We start from the raw sequence: 23,137 nt of genomic DNA, 5'->3' as shown, positions 1-23,137 counted from the left end.
TTATACAATATAATAACTTTTATTTATAAAACAACAAAAGTAATCATTAATAGTGAAAGGGTCACCCCTAAGTTGCAATAATTATACTCTAGTGAAAAAGTAATTGAAATACTCTTTCTGGAGTATTTTTAATTATTGTATGAAATCTTGTATTATTGTATTTTCAAATAGCATGATTCATATGTAATAAAAAGGTATTTTTATTTTTGAATTTTTGTCTTTTAAAATAAACAACTTTTAAAGTTTTAAATACAGTTTCAACAATTGCATTTTGATATGAAGCATAGCCATCTGTCATGCTTAATTGAATATTATTTTTTTTAGCATAATTTCAATAATCATGAGTTCGAAACTGTATTCCGCGATCAGTATGAATAATCGTATTATGCAAATTATATTTAAAAGACATGTCTTTTAAAGATTTTATAAGATGTGATTTTTCTTGATTTTTAGATCAGTGGTGATGTAATATTTTTCGTGAATAAAAATCAACAAATGCTCACAAGTATAGTTTTTGATTATTAATTTTAAATTCACTAATGTTTAAAGCAATTTTTTCTAATGGTTTATTAACGTTAAAACTAATGGTATTATTAGCTTGTTTTAATAAATTAGGTGCTATAAATTTATGTTCGGCTTTTAATTTTGATTTTTTTCCATAAGTTCCTTGTTTATGAATTGTTTTTAAACCTAACCTTTTCATTGCTGAAAGTGCTTTTTTTCTACCAATTTTTAAAATGGCAGCCATTCGTTTATGACCATATTCTTGTTGACAACCATAATCTTTATCATCATCATAAAAGATTAAATTTATTGCTTGGTCGTAACTATCATCAAACTTTGGTTTTCATTCTGGACATCCACGGATCTTTCACTTGCGATATCCTTCATTAGAAATTTGTAATAAATTTAATAGAAAAGATTTTTTAAGTCCTTTTTCAGAAGAAATTTTAACAATTTTATAACATTCATAAAGATAAGGTTTAAAATGAAATGGTTTATTTTTTAGGTTGTTTTGGTTTTGCTTGTGGTTTTTTCAATTTTGACTGCGGTAGAGATAAGACTTTTCCAATATTTCAATTTTAGTTTGTAGTAATAATAATTCTTTTTCAACACGTTTTTCATATTTTTTTAATGATTCCTTTGGTCTTTTCTTAAAATCTCTACTCACAGCATTTACCTCTTGTTTTTTAATTTTACTTCTTATCGAAACTAAACCTTTTTCACCTTGTAAGTATCATTTTTGTATTCAAATATAAATTATCTTTCTGCTAATTTTATTTTCTTTACTTAATGTTGTAGCAGATTTACCAGCAAAATATTGTTCTATGATTTTTAATTTTAATTCCTTATTATATCTTGTCATAAAAAAGGTCTCCTTACTAAGTTAAAACATTGTTTTTTGCAACTTAGGGGTGACCCTTTCTTGAAGAATTTTGTGAAAAGTATATTTACATTCATAATGGAGTTATAAAAGAAGCAGGAAATGTTAAAGATATTGTTAAAAAATATGGCTCAGTTCATAACTTTACATGAAAAATGTTTGATAAAAATAAAAAAGTTGATTTAAAAAAAACAATATGAAGAAATAAAAAAAGAAAATGCTGAAATCAAAAAAAATAAGAAAAAAAATAAATGAATTCATAAAGCCAAAATGCCCGAAAAAAGTCGACCATTAATAAACTTAATGTTTAAATATTATTATCGAGGATTTTTTGTACCCTTCTTTCTAGTTTTATTTCCAATTCTAATGTTGTTCTTAGAAGGTTTTGCTTTTAAACAAATGTAAGGTGATACTGTAAAAAGTTTACATACTTTAGTTGGTTCAATTTCAATGTTACAACCAATGGCAGTAGGAATTTTCATTATTCCACAAACAATTGTTGAATTTAAAAATAGTGTTTTAATGAAGCGAATTGGAGCAACAAATATTAAACCAATTTTCTTTGTTCTTTCAGTTATGATAATTGGATTTTTCTTTATGATAGCAACATTCTTATGATCTTTATTATGAGCTGGAATTATGTTTGGTGGTACTTATGGGTGAAGTAATATAGTAACAGCAAATTTTATTGGAGAATCTATCCCATTTATTATCTTAATTTTCTTTTCATCAATGGGTTTAGGAATGTTATTAGCCTCAATTTTCAAATCAGTAACTGCTTTAGTTGCAGCATCAAATATAATTTATTTTCCAGTTGCACTTTTAAGTGGGGTATTTTTCCCGGCTGAGTTAATTAATAGTAGTCCTGTTTTAAAATACGCAACTTACTTTAATCCATTCAAATACGCTATGGATCCATTTATTCAAGCTTGAAGTGGAACAAGTTTTACTTTTACAACAACTTATGGAATATATCTAGGAGTTGCACTTGGATTGATTGGTATTTACACAATAGTTGCAAGTTCAAAATTACGTTGACAAGCATAATAAAACTAATAATTAAAAATAATAAAATTAAAAAGGACTAAAAGTCCTTTTTAATTTTATTATTTAAATAAATCACTATTACGTCAAAATTTATGATCTTTTGTATCTTTTTTATTATCATTATCTAAACTATCATCAAAAAGTGATGGATCGATTTCATAGGGTTTACCACTTAAAACATTATTAATAGCATTTTGATATTCCGAATTGGCTCTCATAATTTTATTACGATCAATTTTTGGATTAAGAATAGCAATAACTAGTATAATAGCAATTGGTAAAATTGCTGATGCTGATGTAATATATGTTAATATTTGAAAAACTTTAAAAGTTGCTAATCCTTTTAATCAGGGTAAAGCATTAGGATTAATTTTGTCACCTTTATCTAAAAAAGAAGTAAATGTTCTTAATAATGAATCATCTGTTGTCATATAAAATAAATTTGAAATTGTATAAATTATTCAAAAAATTAAAATAACTATTAAAAAATATGATGTTCGATATAAATCACGACCTAATTTTGGTGGTTTTAAAATTGAATATAAAAAGCCTCCATTTAAAACTATTGTTGTAACAATAGTGAAAACTATAGTTTTTGATTGTTGTGCAAAATTATAATAAACGGGTGATGTACTATTATCTTTAATTTGAAAAGTACCTGCTATAAAATAAGTTAGTATATAAGTAGCTATTGCTAGCACTGTTGTTAATAAGAAAAAAGCTGATAATATTTTCTTTAAAAGTGGAATATATTTTGGTTTATTCATATAAGGGTAAAATTTAGGATTTGTGGCGGGATGTTGCGGTAATACACCTAACTTCGCTAAATTTGCTAAACTATTATTATCAACATTCTGATTATTTGGAGTAACACTTGGCTTAACCTCAGTAGCATCATCACTAAAATTATTTAATGCAGTAATTTGATCATTTAATTCATTAAAAGTATTATTATCAAACTGTCTTATTCGTTCAAGACTTTCTTTTTCCACAGTCTTACAAATATTAGTAATTGTAACTATTAATAAGTTACGCTCTTCAAGAATTTCAATACGATTTTTAGGAGAACTTTTAGTAATACTCAAACTACGATTTACCAAATTAGAAATTAACTGCAAAAATTCTATTGCATACTTTTTATCTTTTAATTCTTTTAGTTCTTTTTCAAGAAAAAATAAATTAGAAATTTGTAATTCTAAAATTTTTAAAAGTTCTTCATTAGCAAAAATAGATTTTCTAACAATTAAATTATTTAAACTGTTATATATAGTACTTGATATTTCATAGTATAATGCAACATTTAAATCTTCTTCTGAGTACACTTTTTCGGTTTTTTTCTTTGTAACTCTTTTTACTTTTGGTTTAACCAATGTAATGTCACTATTTTCTTCTACTAACTTTTTTTCTGTAACATCAGTATTTTTATTACTTTTCATTATATGTATCACCTCTTGAGTTTAAAACATCTATAATTATATACTAAATATTCAAAAAAAATAAATCAATTGCAATATTTTTATTAAATTTTCCTTTTTTGATATTGTAATCTAATTCATATAATTTTAACAAAATATTATTAATATTTAAATTAATATTTAAATATTGTTCTAATATTTTTACTTGAAACTTGGAAATATTTAATATATTGGAAATATCTTCATTACTTTTTTTTTGTTTAACTAAAATTTTGATATCTCTAATTAATTCTAATTGATATACAAGAATATTAATCAATTTAATTTTATCATAATTAATAACATTATAATAGTTATATTGTGTTCAAAAATTGTTATAATCTTTTTTTAATATATATTCAACAGTTTTAAAAATATTTGTTTCAAAATATTTAGGAACCACCTCAATAATAATATCTGAAGTTATTTTTTTTCCAATTAACCTTAATTTTGATAACTCATTTAAAATAATACTGACATCATTTGGCAAGTATTCTAAAAGAAAATTAGTTGCTTCTTGAGTAATGTTAACTTTAAAACTATTGCAAACTTTATTAATTAATAATAATAATTGTGATTTTGTATAATTTTTAATTTTGATAATATTAAATTGTTGAAATTCTCTACTAATTTTAAAATCAACATTTAAACTTTTAATAATTATCATTGTTTTTTGATTATGATTAAGCAAAGCATTAACAAATTTTTTTTCTTTAATATATTTTTGCCATAAATTACTGCTATCATTAATTACGATTACTTTATTTTCTTCAAATATACTCATAATTTGAATTTCATTAATAATATTAACAATTGTATCCTCTTGTAATTCATATAGATTATAATCATAATTTTCTTTTTTATGATTTTTTTTAATTAATTGTTCAATATTTTTTCTTACTAAATACTCATCTTGACCATGAACAATATAAACCATGTTTCCAACCTCACAAAATTATTAATATATTTTATGTTAATGTTATAATATCATAATGTTTCATATATAATCATACTTTTATTTTTTCCTCAATAATAAACTTTTTTAAGATTATTCAGTGTTTCAATATTCGGAAAACACTTTCGTTTTTGATAATATTCCAAATTTGAACTTTTATCTTATATACTAATTGTTATATCTAATGTTTTAAAACATTATCACTTTTCAACTAAATTATAAAGATCTTCAGCAACTGCTTGATGCACTAATGTTGTTGGATGAACTTCATCAAAGAAGAAATAATTATTTAATGTTTCTTTTGTTGAACCATTAACATATGTTGCTGTAACAGCACCATCTAATGCCATATGAGCATAATCAGATTCAATTGCATTTTGAGTAATATTTTTTCCTTCTTGTTGAAATATCAACGCATATTTACTTAATTCTTCTCTTAAACTAAATCTTCTAATAAAATTAGGATAATTAGTTGTATATAAAGATATCTCATGATTTCAAAGTGTTTTATAAGCATCAGATAATTGTTTTGCTAAAACTTGCGATTTAGTTCCATAATATTTTGGGACAAGACTAAAATCTGGAACATCAGTAGCAACAATATGTTGAATGCCTTTATTAATTAATTCTTGAATTATATCTCCTTCTTTTATAATTGCATTATAAATAATATCAAGTTCTTTATAATAGTTACCACTATCAATAGCAGCCAACATATCATTATTTCCTGATTCAAGAAAGACTAAATCATCACTTTGTAAATTTTGATGTTGAGATAATAAAGCAGCCATTTGATGTTGAAGGCTAAAACGATTTGAATAAAATTCTCCTGTTCATGAATCATTTTCAGCTGCAACAGCGCCTCCAACCGCATAGTTATTACCAAATTGTTCATAAGTTGCTGCATCATTTAAAATCGTATATTTTCATCCTGCTTGTAAGTTTAAATGTAATTTATTAGCTAAAATTTCAGCTGCAACCTTACCATTGCTGAAAGAGCGATTTAAATAATATGGATCTCCTAATTCTACTTGAGCGACTCATAAAGGTGCTAATGGTGATTTTTGGACAAAGTCACTCCCAGCTCCAACAAAACTACCAGTATCAGAAAGACTATCACCAAGAACGTATAATTGATGATAATCAGTAACTGTTTTTTCTGCCTTGCTATTGGATGTAATAGTAGTTATTAACATTGAAGGTAACAACAAAATTTGGGCGGTTGTCAAATTTACGAAATAATTAATTATTATATTAGTAACTTATTTCCAAAATTACCATTTAAAAATGATGATAGACAAATTAAATTCTCTTTTACCCTTAAATTTATATTCGACGTATTTTAAAAAATATACATTTAAAAAAATTATTCTCAAAGGAAAAAGACAAGAAATAATCTTGTCTTTTTTTGTGTAATTGTAAAATTTTAAAATTTTTATTATTAACATCCTTTAAATATCTACTACACGCAGTGACCAAGTAGGAGAAAGTTAATAATTAATAACCCTCTTTAACGCTATTATCAACACGTGTTAGGGAACTAAAAAAGTGAACTACAACACAGTTGTTAAAAATAGTAGCTAGAACATGTGGACTTGCATAGATAAATAAAAAGTGGAGTGATACCTAATAAAATATACTAACCATTTAATGGTAATTCTTGGGGTGGGAGCGAATTGGAAACTAGTATATATAGACCTGTTGTAGGGACCTATTGTATTAATTCTATTCTTTATTTAACCAACCTTGCCACTCCCTAGTGAGCAAGTGTTGGTTTTATTTTTTATTTTTTTTGAAAAATTTTTTTGGGCGAGAAAATAAATTTCAAACTTGTAAAAAAAATTGAGCGGTGCCGGTTCAATTAAAATATTAATTTATTAAACATAAATTAAATAAATATTGAATCGAATGCCTCAATGTTTTTTAAAATTTCATAATTTATTTTTGAGCCCAGAATTACTGGAATGAATAAAACGAATAGTAGTAGTATTAATAATCTAAAAATCAAAATATATGTTCTTTATGCTAGAAGCAACAGAACATATTAGGAAAGGAATTTCAAATCATAATGAAAAAGTATTTTTGTTGAACATGTAAAGAAAATAAATTAGATTATTTATTCTTTAATACTAATGATATAAAAACAAGAAAATATTTTTTAAGAGATAAAAATAGTAAAGCAATTTGTTATGACTGTATTTTAAATATTAAGTTAAGTAGGAGGTATAAATATGGATAAAGAATATTTAACTAAAAGAGGAACGATTTGCATACCAGACAGTGATGATATTGAATTTAAAATAGGGCTAATTAAACTGATTGATGATTTAAAAAAAGATAATTTAGTTTGTGGTCATAAAGAATTTATTGAAGAATGTAAATATTGTTGATGTAATTGTGATTTAGAAATTATTAAAACGGTTATTAGAGGTTAACTTAATTAATGCAATATGACTTAATTATTGGAATTGACCCTGCTGGAATTGGTAATAATGGAATGGTTATATATTCAAGTGAAACTAATAATATTGTTTTTAATGAAACATTTAATACATTAACTGTTTTATGAACTAAAAATATGTATAAAGAAAAATTGCAATTAATTAAAGAAAAATTTATTGATAAAAAAATATTAGTTATTGTAGAAAATTTCTTTTTAAGTTCAAAACAATTATTAACTAATCCATTAGCAACACCTAAAATTATTGGTGCATTAATGGTATTAGTTCAAGATGTTTTTAACTGAGATTATCTAGAAAACCACCCAAAAAATAAAAATAAAATAACAAATTATAAAGGAAATATAAAATTAACAAAACATGAACAAGATGCTTATAAGCATATTCAATATTATTTAAAAAATCATAAGAAAATATTGATTTTTGATAATTATTTAAGGAATTCTAAAAATGAAAGATAAAGAAAATTATGTCAAATTAAAAGTAAAACTGAGTAACACTATTGAAGCAAAATATTACGAAAAAGGTAATAAGGAATTATATTATAGTGTTCGTGGTCAATGAAATGGATTAAATTATGTTACTTTAATTTTTAATAACCCAAAACTTTATAGACGCTGTATTTTATTAAACAAAAATGAGAGGCTTTTTAATAATCTGTGTATCTTTGTTTTACAAAGTTACTAATTTAGATTAATTCTGTCTTCAAATTTTATCATAAAATGAGCAATTGCTGTATTTCAATTTTGAATAGGCAATGTTCATTTTTTTGTTATATTTTCAATTGCCAAGTAAAATATTTTGAAAACTGCCATATCATTAGGAAAAACTTTTTTATTTCTGATGATTTTTCGTAATTGACTATTAACAGATTCAATAGCATTTGTAGTATAAATCACTCTTTTGATTTCTACTGGATAACTAATAAAAACCATTAAATTATCTCAATTTTTATATCAAGATTTAGTAATTTGAGGATATTGTTTATTTCATTTACTTTCAAACGATTCTAAAGCTTGCATTGCTTGTTCTTCACTACATGCACTATAAATTGGTTTTAAATCTGCAACTAGACCTTTTCGATGTTTGTATGAAACATATTTTAAACTATTTCTAATTTGATGAACAATGCATAATTGATGTTCTGTTTTAGGATAAACTGATTGTATTGCTTCTGACATGCCTGTTAAATTATCACTACAAGCAATAAGAATATCATTTAAGCCACGATTTTTCATTTCTGTGAAATTAGATAATCAAAACTTAGAACCTTCATTTTCACTAATTCATAATCCTAAAACATCTTTTTTGCCTTCTAAATCAACTCCTAATGCTATATAAACTGATTTGTTAATAATCCGTTTATCTTGTCGTACTTTAACTACTATACAATCAAAATAAACAATAGGATAAATACTTTCTAATGGTCGATTTTGTCATGCTTTAACATCATCAATAACATCATCAGTAATTTGACTAATAACACTTTCACTAATATCAGCACCATGATATAACTCTTGCAACTGCATTCTAATGTCAGATAATGTCATTCCTTTTGCATACAAGGAAAGAACTTGTTGATCAAAACCATCAAATCTTCTTTGCCTTTTAGGAACTATTACAGGAGTAAAATTACTATTGCGATCTCTTGGTACATCAATTTCAATTTTACCTTGTTGAGTTATTAATTTTTTTGAACTTGTACCATTACGAGCATTTTCAGTAGTACTATGTTGATTTTTTTCATATCCTAAATAATTTTGCATTTCAGAATTCAACATTTTTTCAACTAATCTTTTTGTTAATTCTTTATATAAACCGCCAGGTTTAAAAACTGTTGTTAAATCTTCAGTATTTTCTAGTAATAAATCTACTGCTTTTGATATTGGATCATTTGGAATGGCAACCCTTTTTAGGACTATTTTTTGGTAGACATTTGTTTTTGATAACTAATTGGAGTTAGGTAGTTTAGAGTACTGTGAATTCTTATGTTGTTATATCAATTGATGTAATCAAATAATTCTAATTTTAATTGGATTAATGATGTAAAATTTTTATCATTAATAAATTCAATTTTGAAAGTTTTAAAGGTTGCTTCAGCAACAGCATTGTCATAAGGACATCCTTTTTTGCTTAAAGATCGAGTTATGTTGAAAGCTAATAAAAGTTTATCAATAGTTTTATTATTGAATTCATTACCGCGATCAGTATGAAATATTTCAATATCTTTTAAACAGTGATTTGATTGCATAAATGCTTGATATACTAATGATGCATCTTTTTTAACTCCAACACTATGTCCAATAATTTCGCGGTTAAATAGGTCGATTAATAGGCAAATATAGTTTCATTTACCATTAACTTGAACATAAGTTAAATCACTAACAATAACTTCATTTTTAATTCTATTATTAAAGTTTCTATTAACAAGATTGGTTATTTGACTATCATTGACTTTATTATGATAATTTTTGAATGATAATTTAGTGTATTTTGATATTAAATTATGCTTATTCATAATTTCTTTAATTTTTCTGCGTGATAAATAAATTTCTTGGTTTGCTAGTATGACTTTTAATCTTCTAGTACCATAAACTTCTTTATTTTCTTTAAAAGCACTAATAACAGCTTGTTCATAAATATTATTTTGAATTTTATTTTTTTTCTTTAAATTAAAATAATATGTTGATTTAGAGAGTTTTAAAAAATGACACATTGTGCGAATTTTATATTTAGATTTATTATTTGCAATAATCTCTACTTTCTGCCTATTATTAGTGCTGCTTGCTTTAAAATATCAATTTCCATTCGTAACTGTTTTAATTCTTTATTTGCTTGAATTAATTGTTTTTCTAAATCTGAAAGATTATTTTTAGTTTTAAAACTACCTGAATTAGTAAATTGCTTAATTCAATTGTAAGTAGCTGCTCTTGTAACATTGTATTCTTTAACAAGGCAAGATACTGATTTGCCACTTTGATATAAAGCTACTATTTGTTTTTTAAATTCATCTGAATATGAGTTAATAGTGACCATAATTATAATTCCTTTCTTTTAACTAATTTGCTCACTTGTCTATGTAATTAGTGTCCAATAAAGTGTAACCCATCCACACTTTTTTAGTTCCCTAACACGTGTTGATAATAGCGTTAAAGAAGATTATTAATTATTAACTTTCTCCTACTTGGTCACTGCGTGTAGTAGATATTTAAAGGATGTTAATAATAAAAATTTTAAAATTTTACAATTACAAAAAAAAGACAAGAATTTTATTCTCGTCTTTTGTCATTTATTTTTAATTTAAGGATTTAAAAAAGAAAGGAGCTATTTTTAAAACTTTTTAGTTATCGACATCTTCGACACGCTCCCAAAAATTTTAATAAAGAATGATATTAATATTAATCGCGAAAATAATGTTGGTGAAAATGCCTTAATATGAGCTGCCAGAAACGGACACACAGAAGTAATTAACGCTTTATTAACAAAAAATAGTGATATTATTAATCATAAAACAAAATATGGTAATAATGCTCTAATATGAGCTGCCAAAGAAGGACACCTAGATGTAGTTAACACTTTAATAAAAAATGATATAGATATTACTCATTTAGATGCTAATGGTGATAGTGCTTTAACATGAGCTACTAGAAATGGACATTTAGAAATACAAAATATAATTAATGAATCAAATTATTGAAAAGAACAAATAAATTCTATAGATTTACAAAATCATAATTTACAGAACAAATGTGATAAATCAAATTCTTTAAAAATATAATTTTTAAAAAAAGAAATAAAAAAAATTAAAAGATAATAATATTTTTTTGGATTTTTTCATGATAAAATCTTAAATAACATAAAGTAAATCTAAAAGAAAAAAGGACATAACTATGAATAAAAAAACAATATACTATAGTTTATTAATAATTCCTATTTCTTTATTTGTATTATTACTTACTTTATTTTTAACAAATATTTGAAAACCCTCAATTGTTGCTATTATTTTTATTACTATTTTGTTAATAATAGTAGCAATTTTTACATGATATCTTATAAAAAATAGTTATTCACAATTTGATGAAGAACATATCCATAATTTTGAAGATAATTTTAAACAACGATTTTGAAAACTAGGAATAATTGGTTTTATTGCTGATTTTTGTGACACAATTGGTATTGGTTCATTTGCAGTAAGTATTATTTTATTAAAATTAACAAAACAAGTACGTAATGATAAAAAAATTTTAGGAATTATGAATGTTGGTCATAGTATTCCTACTTGCTTAGAAGCAATTATTTTTATTGCTTTAATTCAAGTAGCATGACCAACACTAGTTTCATTAATTTCTGCTGCAACATTAGGTGCCTATTTAGGCGCCATTATCGCAAATAAAATTAAACTTAGTTGATCACAACTATTTATTGGTATTCTATTATTTATTGTTTCAATTATCATGCTTTTAGGTCAAAAACAAATTGGAATTATGCCAACAGCGGGTAATAATAATAGTCTTGATATTTGATGAAAATATTTGGTTGGTATTAGTATATTCTTTATCCTTGGTGCTTTCATGGCATTAGGCATTGGTATTTATGCTCCAGCAATGGCAACTACTTATTTATTAGGTCTTAACGCTGAATGTGCTTTTCCAATTATGATGGGATCTGCAGCTTTTTTAATGCCAGTTGCTGGCACACGTTTTATTAAAGATAAAAACTATGAAATTAAACCAGCAATTGCTTTCACACTATGTGGATCAATTGGTGTTATTTGTGCTTACTTAAGTGTATTCTTATTATTACAAAATGGTCTTGGCTTAAATAAAGAACAATTTATTAATATCCTACTATGATTAATTATCGTAATAATTTGATATACATCTTCTTCACTAATAATTACATCAGTAAAAAATTTACGTAATTATAAAAAACAAAAATCACATCAGAAATTAATTATTGACTCTTAAATATCATAAAAGGTTGTTAATTAACAACCTTTTATTATTACTACTTAAATTTTATTATTGCTAAAATCATCAATTCCTTTTTTAATAATATTAAATACTTGCTTTGATAATACATCAGTAGATAATTTAATAAATTCACTTGGCTCAATTAGCTTATGAAAAATAAGATGAATATCTTTTTTGCCTTTATATTTTCGATCAAAAATTTGATAAGAATTAATAATAGTAACAGGAATAATTGGTACATAAGATTGATATGCCATATTAAAAGCACCTGCTTTAAATTCTTGCATTTCTTGTTGATGACTTCTTGTTCCTTCTGGAAAAATCATCATTGTACGCGGAATTCTAATTAATTCCTTTGCTTCTTGAAAAGCCGTAACGGCTGTTCGTGGATTATTACGATCAATAAATAAAACATCAATTAAAAAAATAAATCTTCGTGCCAAATGGCTTTTTTTTAATTCTTCTTTTGCAATAAAACCTAAAGGTGCATATAAACTATAATCATTTACCGATAATACTAATAATGGATCAAAATTTGATTGATGATTGGCAACCATTACACAACCTTTTCTTTTTGGTCAATTCTCAATGTTATGAACGGTTAATTTAATATTATATAATCATTTAATATAACGCACACGTTTTTTCAATCAAATATATCGTTTTGCTTCAGAAACTAAACTTGGGTCTTTTAATACCTTTCTTGTCATTGAACCTGATTTACTATAAGTTTGTAATAAATAAGGTCATGTTAAAATTGCTTTTCAAATGTTCATTATTATTTTTTTTCCTTTCTTTGATACACATTCGCCACAAATTCTGCAAATTCTGTTGTTTTGATTAATTTAAAATCAGAAAAATTACTAATAGGAAATAAAAGATCACCATTATATAAATTTTTAATGACTGAAACATATAAATAATCAGCATAATCTCATGCCTGCTTATAAATTTCAGCACCACCAATAATACAAATATCTGTTTTTTTATTACCTTGATATTGTTTTAAATATGAAATAATATCATTTGTGAAAGTAATATTATTATCATTTAGAAATTGTTGATAACGTTCTTGATGATTAGTAACAACTATATTGTAACGATTTTTTAATGGTTTGCCAATACTTTCAAAAGTTTTTGAACCCATTAATACATTTTTATTTAAAGTAATGCTCTGAAAATATTGCATTTCTTCTTTAATTTTTCAGGGCAATTTATTATTAAAACCAATTACCTTTTCTTTGGTCATTGCTCAAACTAAAATTACCATTATACTGCAACCTGACCTCTAATCAACGGATATGGATCATATTGTTCTAATTTAAAATCTTCAAATTTAAAATTAAATAAATTAGTAATATTTTTATTAATAACTAAAATTGGTAATGATTTTGGTTTTCTACTTAATTGTTCATTAATTTGTGAAAAATGATTACTATAAATATGAGCATCACCTAAAGTGTGAATAAATTCTCCTAACTGATAGCCACATATTTGTGCTAACATTATTGTTAATAATGCATAAGAAGCAATATTAAAAGGAACTCCTAAAAAAATATCTGCACTACGTTGATATAATTGACAAGATAATTTTTTATCATCAGAAACGTAAAATTGAATTAAAGTATGACATGGTGGTAGTGCCATATTTTTAATTTCTGCAGGATTTCATGCTGATAAAATGTGTCTTCGTGAAAAAGGATTGTTTTTTAAATTTTCTATTAACTCCTGCAACTGATCAACACCATTAAAATTACGTCATTGTCTACCATAAACAGGTCCTAAATCACCAAATTCAAGAGCGAATTGATGATCAGTTTTAATTTTTTCAACAAATTCTTCTAAAGTTTCATTTTGATATTTTTTACTTTCCATAAATTTCTTATAAGGTCACTCATTTCAAATTCTAATATTATTTTTAACTAAATATTCAATATTAGTATCACCAGCAATAAATCATAATAACTCATGAACAATAGAAGCAAAATGAACTTTTTTTGTAGTTAATATGGGAAAACCTTTTTGTAAATCAAAACGCATTTGATAACCAAAAGTAGAAACAGTACCAGTGCCTGTTCTATCAGCTTTTTTATATCCTTTTTCTAAAACATATTGACATAAATCTAAATATTGTTTCATAATCATTACCTCTTTCATAAATCAAATTAAATCAATTATATTTTAACAAAAAATATTTGGGAGATTGTCAAAAATCCGGAATAAATTAAATTTATACAGTCTTATTATTTTTTAGACAAGAAATAATTTGGATTTTTATGAAATTCAAGTAATAGGGGCTTTGCCCCTCGTTGCTTCGCAACTCACCCCAGCGGGGCTAAACCCCGCGGCCAACCAACCAAGGTTCTGGTTGGCTCCGACCAATAATATAAATTTAAATTTTTAATAAACTTTGTTTATGTGTAGTTATTAAAGTTTGATTATAAGAATTAAAACTTAATTTTTCTAACTCAGGTGAAGAAGGCATTTTTTCATAACAAAATAAATCAATATCGTAATTATGTTGCTTAATTTCATTTATTTCACTAATTATAAAATCAAAATTAATTTTATGATTTTTAAAATCAGATAACAAAAAATCATATGTTTCTTTTTCAAGTAATGGTTTTAAATTATAAAATTTATATTTTTTTCTTTTAAATATTGATTTTGGATATTCTGCTTTTAAATTTCATCTCATGTCTAATTTTCCTTTCAAAATAAAAAAACTAATTTACTTTATATAAAGCAAATAAGTTAAAACTTATATTTAGTTTATGAATTTATTTTAACATCTTTTTTATTTTTCTTAGAATGTTTATTTCTATAATAACAAACACGACATACAGTATTTTCAGTTTCTTTCTTTTCAGTTTGTAATATATTATCCAACTTATCTAATTCTACTGCTCTAATATCATCAACAGTAAAATCTAATGCTTGTGACTGTTCATAGTCTTTAACACTACTTAATTCACTTTTCAACGAATGAATATAATTCAAAGCACGACTATTATATTTTTGTAAATAGGACTTAGGAAATCATAAACTAAAAGTCATAGTTTCACCACTATAACTAGGTGGTAATCCACCACGTTTAATTATTTTTTTAGTTTGTCTTTTAGATAATACAATTTTATTATAATCATCAACATTAGTATAAATATTTAGTTTAAATTTAACTAAAAATAACAAAATACGCATTCTTTTAACTTGAACAATATATTCTACTTTTTCAGGTGCTTGTTTTGGTATTCTATCGGGGTGTTGTTCAATCATATACATAATTCCATTAAAATTATGACCTATTAATTTACAAAACATTCCTAAACTTTCTTGTGTTTCTTTAAATTCGGGTGACAAATCATTACTATTAATTTTCAAACCTAACTCATCTAAAACAACCATATCACACTCTTTAAAAGCATAATTACTATTTAATTGATTAAATTTAAAAACATCATCATAAGAACAGCGATAACTATATTCATTACGAACTTTAATAGGAATAGGACTTACTACCCTACCCTTATGTTTTTGTGCTAAACAACAAGCAAGAGCAGATTTACCAGTACGTGGTGGTGCTGAAATAATATAACTACCTACACGTTGTAATATCTTTATATTTTTTCTAGTTATTAAAAACGGATAAACTATTATTAATAATAAAACTCCTAAAAGTAAATAACCATATCAAGACATTATTTCAACTCCTAACCAACTAAAAATCCAACTGCTTTTAAAAATACTCATAATGTTAAAACTTGTTCTAAACCACTAGTAAAATCAACATTTAAAACAGAACTAATAGTATCATCAAAAATACGTCTCAATAATCCATCAAGTTTAGTAAAAAATTCTCTTAATGGTTCCACGGGTAAAACCTTACCAACAACACCATAAAGTACTCACCTAAAAGCATTACGTAAATGACCAAAAACATCATATCAACTAACACGCTCATACTCAGGGTTAAAAGGACTATTTGGCGGTACTGGTGTTACTTTTTCACTTGAAAAAATATTAATTTGACCAAAATTTAACTGTGGTGAAAAAGTTGGTTTAGTTGATTCACCATGAACATCAAAAAATACTGTTAAATGTCTTAAATTTGGAACACGAATAGGCATAGTAACAAAATTATATAAATCTTGCTGATAAACATCATTATCAACTTTACCTTTAAAAACATACTTAGTATCACCAACATTATCTAAAAAACTAAAAACAAAATTAGCAGTAAAAGTTTTAAAATATTCATATTCAAAATAAAACATAAAACCTTGAATATAAAAACTTAAAGGTTTATCAATTTCAAAATTTAACTGTGTTTGAAAATTTATAATTCTTTTACCAGTATTAACAAAGTTTAAATTATTAGTATTATTCTTTGCAACATAATTATGATTAAACATAATACGTGAAAATTCATCTAATTGTTTTCTATTAAAAGTATAAACACCAGTTCCCATATCTATCATTTGTGATGGAACACCAACTGTATCACTATAATAATAACATGTATATAAACCTTCATTATTTCCTATAAATTCACCACTTACTAATTTTAAATCCGGTTGGTCAACATCAAAATAAGCAGAATTTCATGGAATTGTTGCTCAATCATCAAAATCATGATATTTAACATGTTTAACCATTTCTTTTGTAATATCATAATTAACAACATTAGCGTCATTTGAAGCAATTAAAGAAGTAGGTGCTTGAACAAAAGTATTTACAACAAAAAATAATTTAGCAAACTTAAATCACATAATTATTTACCAAATAAACATTTTAAAATTCACCATGAACCATAAAACAAAACAAATCCAATAAAAAACTGTGTTCCATAAACTACTAAATTTCATAAAATAGTAGTAAAATCGTCAACTGGATTACCTATAAACATAGTTCAATAATCAACAATACATTGATGTATTTTATTGTAAATTTCTAAAACACTCATAACTAACACCTACCCAAATAATGACCTAAAAATAAATTTAATACTACGATAAATAAAATTAAAAAATACACCTAATACTAATCAAAAAGTTAAATTAAACAAAATATAAACTTCATCAGTAATATTAGTTTGATTTAAAAATATACCAATATCATTACTAGAAAATATAAAAATAAAATGCAATATACTAAGAACAAAATTAGACATAACTATTTACCTACAAACTTCCCTTTTTTATTCTCAATACCCTTAGCCTTATTATCTAAACGTTTTCTTTCAGCAAGTTGTTTACCAACTCATGATGAACCTTTATAAAATTTAACAGAAGCACGACCCATAGTTTTAACATTCTGTCCTAAATCTAATGCTGGTAACATTAATTCGGGTAAAATAACCCTAAATGCAAATCTAAGCAAAATTAAAAATATCATTAACGTACCCAAATTAAAACCTAAATCACCAAGTGGAAAACTAAAAAACTTCATAAAAATTGAAGCAAATAATTGCATAACTGTTGTAATAAAAGGTATAAACATAATTTCACATCCTAATGTCTTGTAAATCTAAATAATCCCAAAATTAAATAAAATACAAAACTAACATTTATTAAAGCAAGAATAGGCAAAGGTAAAGTGTATAAACTATCATAAAAAAACGACTTAATAAAAAGTGTTACAGTATGTAATCCAGTAAAAGAACTTAAATACTGCATATAAATAGTTTGTACCAAAGTATTAACAACTGGTAAAAGTCTACCTAATAAAGGTAAAACAAAAACCAAACTAAAAAATAACTTTACCATTTGCTTACTTCCTTTCTAATTACTAATGTGTTCCATGAATAATATGTCCCACAAATTGTTTGATAAACACTAATACCATAAATACAATTGAAATTAACACTGGTCAATTTGTAAGTGTTCCACCATCGCCAGTAGTAAATATTCAACCAAAAATATAAGTAAAAGCATTTAATAATTGTTGGCCAACACCACCAATCATATTTAATAATGCTGATAATCCAGCAGGCATATTAATCACCTCCTTTCTCTAATTCTTTTTGTTGTTTTTCCATTTCTAATTTACGTTTCTTTTTTTCAAAATCTTTACGACAAAATATACAATCGGGTTCACTATCATTATCTTTTATATGTTTTTTATGTTTAAATCTTTGTATACCTTCACGTATTCAATTTCTACAAAACCAAAGAATTAAACAAAACCCACCAATATATAACGCATATTTTATAATTTCTTTAAAATCCATTATTTATCACTTCCTTTCTCAATATTCTTTTTCTTATTTTTAATTGATTTAATCAAATCTAAAATTGAAAATAAAATACCCATAAAAAATGAAATACCACCAATAAAAAACCAAAATCAACGAATAAAACTCATATCATTATCAATAATTTGCTGAATACCACCAACAAATAACCATAAACCACAACTAGTAAAAACACTAATAAGAATAATATTAACTCAATCAAATTTAGAATTTTTTTTATGTTTTATAACTTCTTTATTTTCCATTATTTTTTACCCCCTAATAAAAAATCATCATAATTCAAATTTTCACTTAATCTTTGGTCAAAATTTCTTTTTGCCTTTTTCTTATGCAACTTTTGTCTTGGCATATTTTTTCATTTATCTTTTTTCATAAAATTAATTCACTCCTTATAAAATAAACGTTTTTATTGTTTTATTTTGTTCATTAATCTTTGAATTTTCATTATTAATTTCTAATAATTTATTTTGAAATTCTAATGTTTGTTTTAAATCTTTTATTTGATTATTTAAATTTTCAAATTTTCTTTCTAATTTTTGTTTTTCATATCTTTTTCTTTCAACTTTTAAATCATTCTTTTTACTAAATTTATTTTCTTTTCTCTTAAAAACTCAATTTGTTATTTTAGTTTTAATATTATTTCATGGAATACCAATATAACCTACAACAATACCAATTAAAATAGATACTGGTTTAATTGCAACAATTCCTAAAACTATAATGCTAGGAATTAATCCTAAAAATATACTAAATGTAATACATCCAGTTAATGCCATAAATTTTAAAATTCATCACATATATATTTTCACTTTAAACACCACCTAATGTATAAGCATAAGAATAATCCCAATTTAAACTTGCTCTATCTAAATTAATCTCCGACATACTATCATCATTTAAATCAACATCAACCATACCGTCATCTGTACTTTGATAATCATTAACACTGCCATTAATTAATCTTGCTCTTTCATCTGTAAATACTTCTTGTAACTCTGTATTATTATGTGTATTTCCTAACGGTAATAATAAAGTATTAATAATCTCACTTGCTCCGGCAATAATTGTAGGAATAGCAAAATAATTATTAAAATTATTGTTTATACCCATAGCAACCCCACTACTAATCAAACATCCACCAGTACCCATATTTGCTATCTTTCTTATATTTTGAAATCTATTAGGGATTAACTCAGTTAAACCACTAATAACATTTGCTATACCAAAACTATTTAAAGATATATAAGTATCTCAATCTACAAAAGGCTTATCAATTACTGGATTAGGAGTTGGTATTGGAATAGGAATTGGTGGTTCAGTAGGGCATGGTGGTCAAAAACAAGGTTCATTTCTTAATAAAGAAACTGACTTATTTACATACTGAACAAACTTAGCATAATTAATTAAACCAATTGTTCCTAAACCTAAAAATATCTTTTTATAACTATTAATCACTTTATTTTTAGTAGTTAGTCTTTGATTAATATTCCATATATCAATTCCTAACTTTTTACTAAATAACAAAGAATTAATACTTCCTAAAATTGGGTCTTTTAAATATTGACCATAATAAGCACTAACTCCTACCATAGCACTTAATGGACTTAATCCAGTTCTTAAAATTTTAGTTAAAGTATAATTACTAGTTTGTTCTAACACATTAGGCATAAATAAAACTCCTTACTTATTTAATAAGGAGCATATTTATACTAATTTGTATAACATGGGAGCAAAGTACACAAAAAAGTATATATATGCTCCCTATTTAATTTTTAATTTTCTTTTTGTTGTAATGGTTCTTTTTGTTTAACCAAAGCAATATCTAATATGCAATTTGGACAGTAATATTTTTTATTATATAAGTTTTGTAAAACTTTTTTAGGACAAATAACTTGGTCACAAAGTTTGCATAAATACATTGCTAAATGAAAATTTTGTTCACAAGCACAATTATTAATTTTTGACATAACTTAAATCCTTTAAATAATAATTTAACAATTACCCTATAATAAATAACTATTTAGTTTTTAAATTATGTATGTCAATAATTTTTGCTTCTCATGTTATTTCAACATCATAATAAGAACCAAGACTTAAATTCATTTTAGAAAGTTTAGTAAATAATTCACTATCATGTAAAACTCATTTATCCTTAGATTTTTCACCAGTTGATATTTTAATACCTTTATCAGTAACATAAAACAGCGAAAAAGTAAGTACATCATAATTTTTGGACTTACCACTTTTTTCATCTTTAATTACTTCATTGCTTCTAATTTTTGTCAATTGACATAAAAAATACATATTAACCTCTCCAGTTCAATTTATTATTAATAATGGGAGCGTGTCGAAGATGTCGATAACTAAAAAGTTTTAAAAATAGCTCCTTTCTTTTTTAAATCCTTAAATTAAAAATAAATGACAAAAGATGAGAATAAAAATCTTGTCTTTTTTTTGTAATTGTAAAATTTTAAAATTTTTAATAAACCTCTTTAACGCTATTATCAACACGTGTTAGGGAACTAAAAAAGTGAACTACAACACAGTTGTTAAAAATAGTAGCTAGCATGTGGACTTGCATGAATAAATAAAAAGTGGAGTGATACCTAATAAAATATACTAACCATTAATGGTAATTCTTGGGGTGGGAGCGAATTGGAAACTAGTATATATAGACCTGTTGTAGGGACCTATTGTATTAATTCTATTCTTTATTTAACCAACCTTGCCACTCCCCAGTGAGCAAGTGTTGGTTTTATTTTTTATTTTTTTTGAAAAATTTTTTTGGGCGAGAAAATAAATTTCAAACTTGTAAAAAAAATTGAGCGGTGCCGGTTCAATTAAAATATTAATTTATTAAACATAAATTAAATAAATATTGAATCGAATGCCTCGATTTATTTTTAAAATTTCATAATTTATTTTTGAGCCCAGTTTTCATGGAATGAAAAAAACGAATAGTGTGATTATTAATAATTAAAAAATCAAAATATATGTTCTTTATGCTAGAAGCAACAGAACATATTAGGAAAGGATTATTATGCAAATAGAATTTAAAAAAGAACAAATTGTAAAAGATAAACCACAATCTATTCTTATTGATTATGGTGAATATAAATTACAATGTCCAAAATGAATGGTTAAAAATAATAGTTTTATTGCTGATGATAAATATACATATTGAGTTTTTAATTTAGAAAATATTAAAAGAGAATTAAGTGGTAATGAATTAATAAAATTATTAGAACCCTATATTAAAGACCAAAAAATAACTGTTAATCAACCAATTACTCCAAAAGAATATTATCTTAATGATATCAAACTTGAACCATTAACATTTTATGAACAGCATAATAGTTGATTTATTGGTGAAATAACAGATAACAAAACTAAAATTACTAATCCTTGTTTTAAATATAACATTACGTGAGAAGAGAACAGAAAAGATTTTAAAATAAATAATCCATATAAACATGATGATTTACCAATTAATTATATAGTTACTTCCTATAAAGAAAAATCAACTCATAATGAAAAAGTATTTTTGTTGAACATGTAAACAAAATAAATTAGATTATTTATTCTTTAATACTAAGGATATAAAAAACAAGAAAATATTTTTAAGAGATAAAAATAATAAAGCAATTTGTTATGACTGTATTTTAAATATTAGGTTAAGTAGGAGGTATAAATATGAATAAAGAAAAAATAATTAATTATCTTGAAAATGAATTTATGGAATTACTTAAAGATGATATTAGTAGTGAAATTAAAATTAATATTAGTAATTGAAAACTTAAATTAATAATGAAATTACAAGAAAAAATTAAAAATGGTGAATTTGATTAATTATGCAATATGACTTAATTATTGGAATTGACCCCGCTGGAATTGGCAACAATGGAATTGTTATTTATTCAAATGAAACTAATAATATTATTTTTAATGAAACGTTTAATACATTAACTGTTTTATGAACTAAAAATATGTATAAAGAAAAATTTCAATTAATTAAAGAAAAATTTATTAATAAAAAAATATTAGTTATTGTAGAAAATTTCTTTTTAAGTTCAAAACAATTATTAACTAATCCATTAGCAACTCCTAAAATTATTGGTGCATTAATGGTATTAGTACAAGATGTTTTCAACTGAGATTATTTCGAAAATCACCCAAAAAATAAAAATAAAATAACAGAATATAAAGGAAATATAAAATTAACAAAACATGAACAAGATGCTTATAAGCATATTCAATATTATTTAAAAAATCATAAAAAAATATTAATTTTTGATAATTATTTAAGGAAATTATAAAGATGAAAGAGAAAGTAAATTATGTCAAATTAACAGTAAAACTAAGTAACACTATTGAAGCAAAATATTATGAAAAAGGTAATAAAGAATTATATTATAGTGTTCGAGGTCAGTGAAATGGATTAAACTATGTTACTTTAATTTTTAACAACCCAAAATTTTATAGACGCTGTATTTTATTAAACAAAAATGATGAAATTATAGTAACTGGTCAAATCTTTAATACTTTAAACATTCCTAAAAATCGTGCATTTTGTTCAATTAATGTTAAATGATTTAAAAAATGAAAAGAGTAA

The 23,137-nt window shown here is 24.3% G+C and carries 33 protein-coding genes; 10 read left to right on the top strand and 23 right to left on the bottom strand.

Annotated features, from left to right (window positions below; all coding sequences use genetic code 4):
* Nucleotides 1-88 precede the first annotated feature (88 nt).
* A complete protein-coding gene (locus AAHM95_RS06715; protein WP_342274453.1) occupies nt 89-1,366 on the bottom strand; it encodes an IS3 family transposase in 1,278 nt (425 codons plus the stop codon).
* A 335-nt stretch (nt 1,367-1,701) separates the two neighbouring features.
* Complete coding sequence (locus AAHM95_RS06710; protein WP_342274452.1) at nt 1,702-1,866, bottom strand: hypothetical protein; 165 nt, start codon at nt 1,864-1,866, stop codon at nt 1,702-1,704.
* Here AAHM95_RS06710 and AAHM95_RS06705 point away from each other — a divergent pair.
* The gene (locus AAHM95_RS06705; RefSeq protein ID WP_342274451.1) at nt 1,847-2,431 is read left to right on the top strand and encodes an ABC transporter permease; all 585 of its coding nucleotides are present in this window, start codon (nt 1,847-1,849) and stop codon (nt 2,429-2,431) included. The genes AAHM95_RS06710 and AAHM95_RS06705 overlap by 20 nt on opposite strands.
* Before the next feature lie 59 nt (nt 2,432-2,490).
* Here AAHM95_RS06705 and AAHM95_RS06700 read toward each other — a convergent pair whose 3' ends face one another.
* The 3 genes from AAHM95_RS06700 to AAHM95_RS06690 all read right to left on the bottom strand — a co-directional run bounded on the left by AAHM95_RS06700 (nt 2,491) and on the right by AAHM95_RS06690 (nt 6,036).
* Nucleotides 2,491-3,867: a hypothetical protein gene (locus AAHM95_RS06700; RefSeq protein WP_342274450.1), complete on the bottom strand. Its 1,377-nt coding sequence runs from the start codon at nt 3,865-3,867 to the stop codon at nt 2,491-2,493.
* A gap of 43 nt (nt 3,868-3,910) precedes the next feature.
* Nucleotides 3,911-4,822 carry a DNA polymerase III subunit delta gene (gene holA / locus AAHM95_RS06695; protein WP_338975289.1) on the bottom strand — a complete coding sequence of 304 codons (912 nt, stop codon included), beginning with the start codon at nt 4,820-4,822 and terminating at the stop codon, nt 3,911-3,913.
* 215 nt (nt 4,823-5,037) lie between these two features.
* Nucleotides 5,038-6,036, bottom strand: coding sequence for an SGNH/GDSL hydrolase family protein (locus AAHM95_RS06690; protein WP_342274449.1), 999 nt, complete (start codon nt 6,034-6,036; stop codon nt 5,038-5,040).
* Between the two features lie 1,035 nt (nt 6,037-7,071).
* On the opposite strand from AAHM95_RS06690, the gene AAHM95_RS06685 reads away from it, so the two are divergent.
* The 3 genes from AAHM95_RS06685 to AAHM95_RS06675 are packed head-to-tail and all read left to right on the top strand — an operon-like array spanning nt 7,072 to nt 7,986.
* Nucleotides 7,072-7,275, top strand: coding sequence for a hypothetical protein (locus AAHM95_RS06685; protein WP_281748672.1), 204 nt, complete (start codon nt 7,072-7,074; stop codon nt 7,273-7,275).
* A gap of 8 nt (nt 7,276-7,283) precedes the next feature.
* Nucleotides 7,284-7,760: a hypothetical protein gene (locus tag AAHM95_RS06680; protein ID WP_342274448.1), complete on the top strand. Its 477-nt coding sequence runs from the start codon at nt 7,284-7,286 to the stop codon at nt 7,758-7,760.
* Nucleotides 7,750-7,986 carry a hypothetical protein gene (locus tag AAHM95_RS06675; RefSeq protein ID WP_342274447.1) on the top strand — a complete coding sequence of 79 codons (237 nt, stop codon included), beginning with the start codon at nt 7,750-7,752 and terminating at the stop codon, nt 7,984-7,986. Before AAHM95_RS06680 ends, AAHM95_RS06675 begins: the two co-directional genes overlap by 11 nt.
* On the opposite strand, the gene AAHM95_RS06670 is transcribed toward AAHM95_RS06675, so the two are convergent.
* Together AAHM95_RS06670 and AAHM95_RS06665 are read right to left on the bottom strand one after the other, a co-directional pair.
* Nucleotides 7,983-9,200, bottom strand: a complete 1,218-nt coding sequence (locus tag AAHM95_RS06670) for an IS256 family transposase (protein ID WP_342274558.1) — start codon at nt 9,198-9,200, stop codon at nt 7,983-7,985. The genes AAHM95_RS06675 and AAHM95_RS06670 overlap by 4 nt on opposite strands.
* Before the next feature lie 17 nt (nt 9,201-9,217).
* Nucleotides 9,218-10,335, bottom strand: a protein-coding gene (locus AAHM95_RS06665; RefSeq protein ID WP_342274446.1) for an IS3 family transposase whose coding sequence is annotated in 2 segments (ribosomal slippage) — nt 9,218-10,065 and nt 10,065-10,335 — 1,119 coding nt in all. Because the reading frame shifts where the segments join, the coding sequence is not laid out codon by codon here.
* A gap of 304 nt (nt 10,336-10,639) precedes the next feature.
* Here AAHM95_RS06665 and AAHM95_RS09675 point away from each other — a divergent pair.
* Together AAHM95_RS09675 and AAHM95_RS06660 are read left to right on the top strand one after the other, a co-directional pair.
* Nucleotides 10,640-11,077, top strand: a complete 438-nt coding sequence (locus tag AAHM95_RS09675) for an ankyrin repeat domain-containing protein (protein WP_425289633.1) — start codon at nt 10,640-10,642, stop codon at nt 11,075-11,077.
* 112 nt (nt 11,078-11,189) lie between these two features.
* The gene (locus AAHM95_RS06660; protein WP_339042603.1) at nt 11,190-12,266 is read left to right on the top strand and encodes a TSUP family transporter; all 1,077 of its coding nucleotides are present in this window, start codon (nt 11,190-11,192) and stop codon (nt 12,264-12,266) included.
* A gap of 44 nt (nt 12,267-12,310) precedes the next feature.
* Here AAHM95_RS06660 and AAHM95_RS06655 read toward each other — a convergent pair whose 3' ends face one another.
* From AAHM95_RS06655 to AAHM95_RS06580, 16 genes are all read right to left on the bottom strand, one after another.
* Nucleotides 12,311-13,048, bottom strand: coding sequence for a lysophospholipid acyltransferase family protein (locus tag AAHM95_RS06655; RefSeq protein ID WP_338975327.1), 738 nt, complete (start codon nt 13,046-13,048; stop codon nt 12,311-12,313).
* Between the two features lie 2 nt (nt 13,049-13,050).
* Entirely contained in the window at nt 13,051-13,542 is a 492-nt protein-coding gene (locus AAHM95_RS06650) for a dihydrofolate reductase (protein ID WP_338975326.1), read from the bottom strand.
* Nucleotides 13,542-14,411, bottom strand: coding sequence for a thymidylate synthase (gene thyA / locus AAHM95_RS06645; RefSeq protein ID WP_342274445.1), 870 nt, complete (start codon nt 14,409-14,411; stop codon nt 13,542-13,544). Before thyA ends, AAHM95_RS06650 begins: the two co-directional genes overlap by 1 nt.
* Nucleotides 14,412-14,664: 253 nt before the next feature.
* Nucleotides 14,665-14,970: a hypothetical protein gene (locus AAHM95_RS06640; RefSeq protein ID WP_342274444.1), complete on the bottom strand. Its 306-nt coding sequence runs from the start codon at nt 14,968-14,970 to the stop codon at nt 14,665-14,667.
* Between the two features lie 74 nt (nt 14,971-15,044).
* On the bottom strand, nt 15,045-15,971 hold the full coding sequence (locus AAHM95_RS06635; protein WP_342274443.1) for a hypothetical protein: 927 nt from the start codon (nt 15,969-15,971) through the stop codon (nt 15,045-15,047).
* 11 nt (nt 15,972-15,982) lie between these two features.
* Nucleotides 15,983-17,041, bottom strand: coding sequence for a hypothetical protein (locus AAHM95_RS06630; protein ID WP_342274329.1), 1,059 nt, complete (start codon nt 17,039-17,041; stop codon nt 15,983-15,985).
* A 403-nt stretch (nt 17,042-17,444) separates the two neighbouring features.
* Nucleotides 17,445-17,771 carry a hypothetical protein gene (locus AAHM95_RS06625; protein WP_338960277.1) on the bottom strand — a complete coding sequence of 109 codons (327 nt, stop codon included), beginning with the start codon at nt 17,769-17,771 and terminating at the stop codon, nt 17,445-17,447.
* A gap of 11 nt (nt 17,772-17,782) precedes the next feature.
* Entirely contained in the window at nt 17,783-18,037 is a 255-nt protein-coding gene (locus AAHM95_RS06620) for a hypothetical protein (protein ID WP_342274330.1), read from the bottom strand.
* 22 nt (nt 18,038-18,059) lie between these two features.
* Nucleotides 18,060-18,266: a hypothetical protein gene (locus AAHM95_RS06615; RefSeq protein WP_342274442.1), complete on the bottom strand. Its 207-nt coding sequence runs from the start codon at nt 18,264-18,266 to the stop codon at nt 18,060-18,062.
* Nucleotide 18,267: 1 nt separating this feature from the next.
* Entirely contained in the window at nt 18,268-18,501 is a 234-nt protein-coding gene (locus AAHM95_RS06610) for a hypothetical protein (protein ID WP_286640898.1), read from the bottom strand.
* Complete coding sequence (locus AAHM95_RS06605; protein ID WP_342274331.1) at nt 18,501-18,770, bottom strand: hypothetical protein; 270 nt, start codon at nt 18,768-18,770, stop codon at nt 18,501-18,503. The genes AAHM95_RS06610 and AAHM95_RS06605 overlap by 1 nt, the downstream gene beginning before the upstream one ends.
* A complete protein-coding gene (locus AAHM95_RS06600; RefSeq protein WP_342274332.1) occupies nt 18,770-18,898 on the bottom strand; it encodes a hypothetical protein in 129 nt (42 codons plus the stop codon). The genes AAHM95_RS06605 and AAHM95_RS06600 overlap by 1 nt, the downstream gene beginning before the upstream one ends.
* 16 nt (nt 18,899-18,914) lie before the next feature.
* Nucleotides 18,915-19,334: a hypothetical protein gene (locus tag AAHM95_RS06595; RefSeq protein ID WP_342274333.1), complete on the bottom strand. Its 420-nt coding sequence runs from the start codon at nt 19,332-19,334 to the stop codon at nt 18,915-18,917.
* A 1-nt stretch (nt 19,335) separates the two neighbouring features.
* On the bottom strand, nt 19,336-20,193 hold the full coding sequence (locus AAHM95_RS06590; protein WP_342274334.1) for a hypothetical protein: 858 nt from the start codon (nt 20,191-20,193) through the stop codon (nt 19,336-19,338).
* A 104-nt stretch (nt 20,194-20,297) separates the two neighbouring features.
* On the bottom strand, nt 20,298-20,492 hold the full coding sequence (locus tag AAHM95_RS06585) for a hypothetical protein (protein WP_342274335.1): 195 nt from the start codon (nt 20,490-20,492) through the stop codon (nt 20,298-20,300).
* 49 nt (nt 20,493-20,541) lie between these two features.
* Nucleotides 20,542-20,829, bottom strand: coding sequence for a hypothetical protein (locus AAHM95_RS06580; RefSeq protein ID WP_342274441.1), 288 nt, complete (start codon nt 20,827-20,829; stop codon nt 20,542-20,544).
* Nucleotides 20,830-21,565: 736 nt separating this feature from the next.
* Between AAHM95_RS06580 and AAHM95_RS06575 the strand changes: the two genes are divergently transcribed.
* From AAHM95_RS06575 to AAHM95_RS06560, 4 genes are all read left to right on the top strand, one after another.
* Entirely contained in the window at nt 21,566-22,084 is a 519-nt protein-coding gene (locus tag AAHM95_RS06575; RefSeq protein ID WP_342273781.1) for a hypothetical protein, read from the top strand.
* Nucleotides 22,085-22,218: 134 nt separating this feature from the next.
* Nucleotides 22,219-22,374, top strand: coding sequence for a hypothetical protein (locus AAHM95_RS06570; RefSeq protein WP_342273782.1), 156 nt, complete (start codon nt 22,219-22,221; stop codon nt 22,372-22,374).
* Between the two features lie 2 nt (nt 22,375-22,376).
* Nucleotides 22,377-22,841, top strand: coding sequence for a hypothetical protein (locus tag AAHM95_RS06565; RefSeq protein WP_342273783.1), 465 nt, complete (start codon nt 22,377-22,379; stop codon nt 22,839-22,841).
* Nucleotides 22,842-22,843: 2 nt separating this feature from the next.
* Entirely contained in the window at nt 22,844-23,137 is a 294-nt protein-coding gene (locus AAHM95_RS06560) for a hypothetical protein (RefSeq protein ID WP_342273784.1), read from the top strand.

It is taken from the genome of Spiroplasma endosymbiont of Phycita roborella (assembly GCF_964031195.1).
Lineage (GTDB): Bacteria > Bacillota_I > Bacilli_A > Mycoplasmatales > VBWQ01 > Spiroplasma_E > Spiroplasma_E ixodetis_A.
Note: the sequence above shows the minus strand (reverse complement) of the source record. Positions and strands in the feature narration are given on the sequence as shown.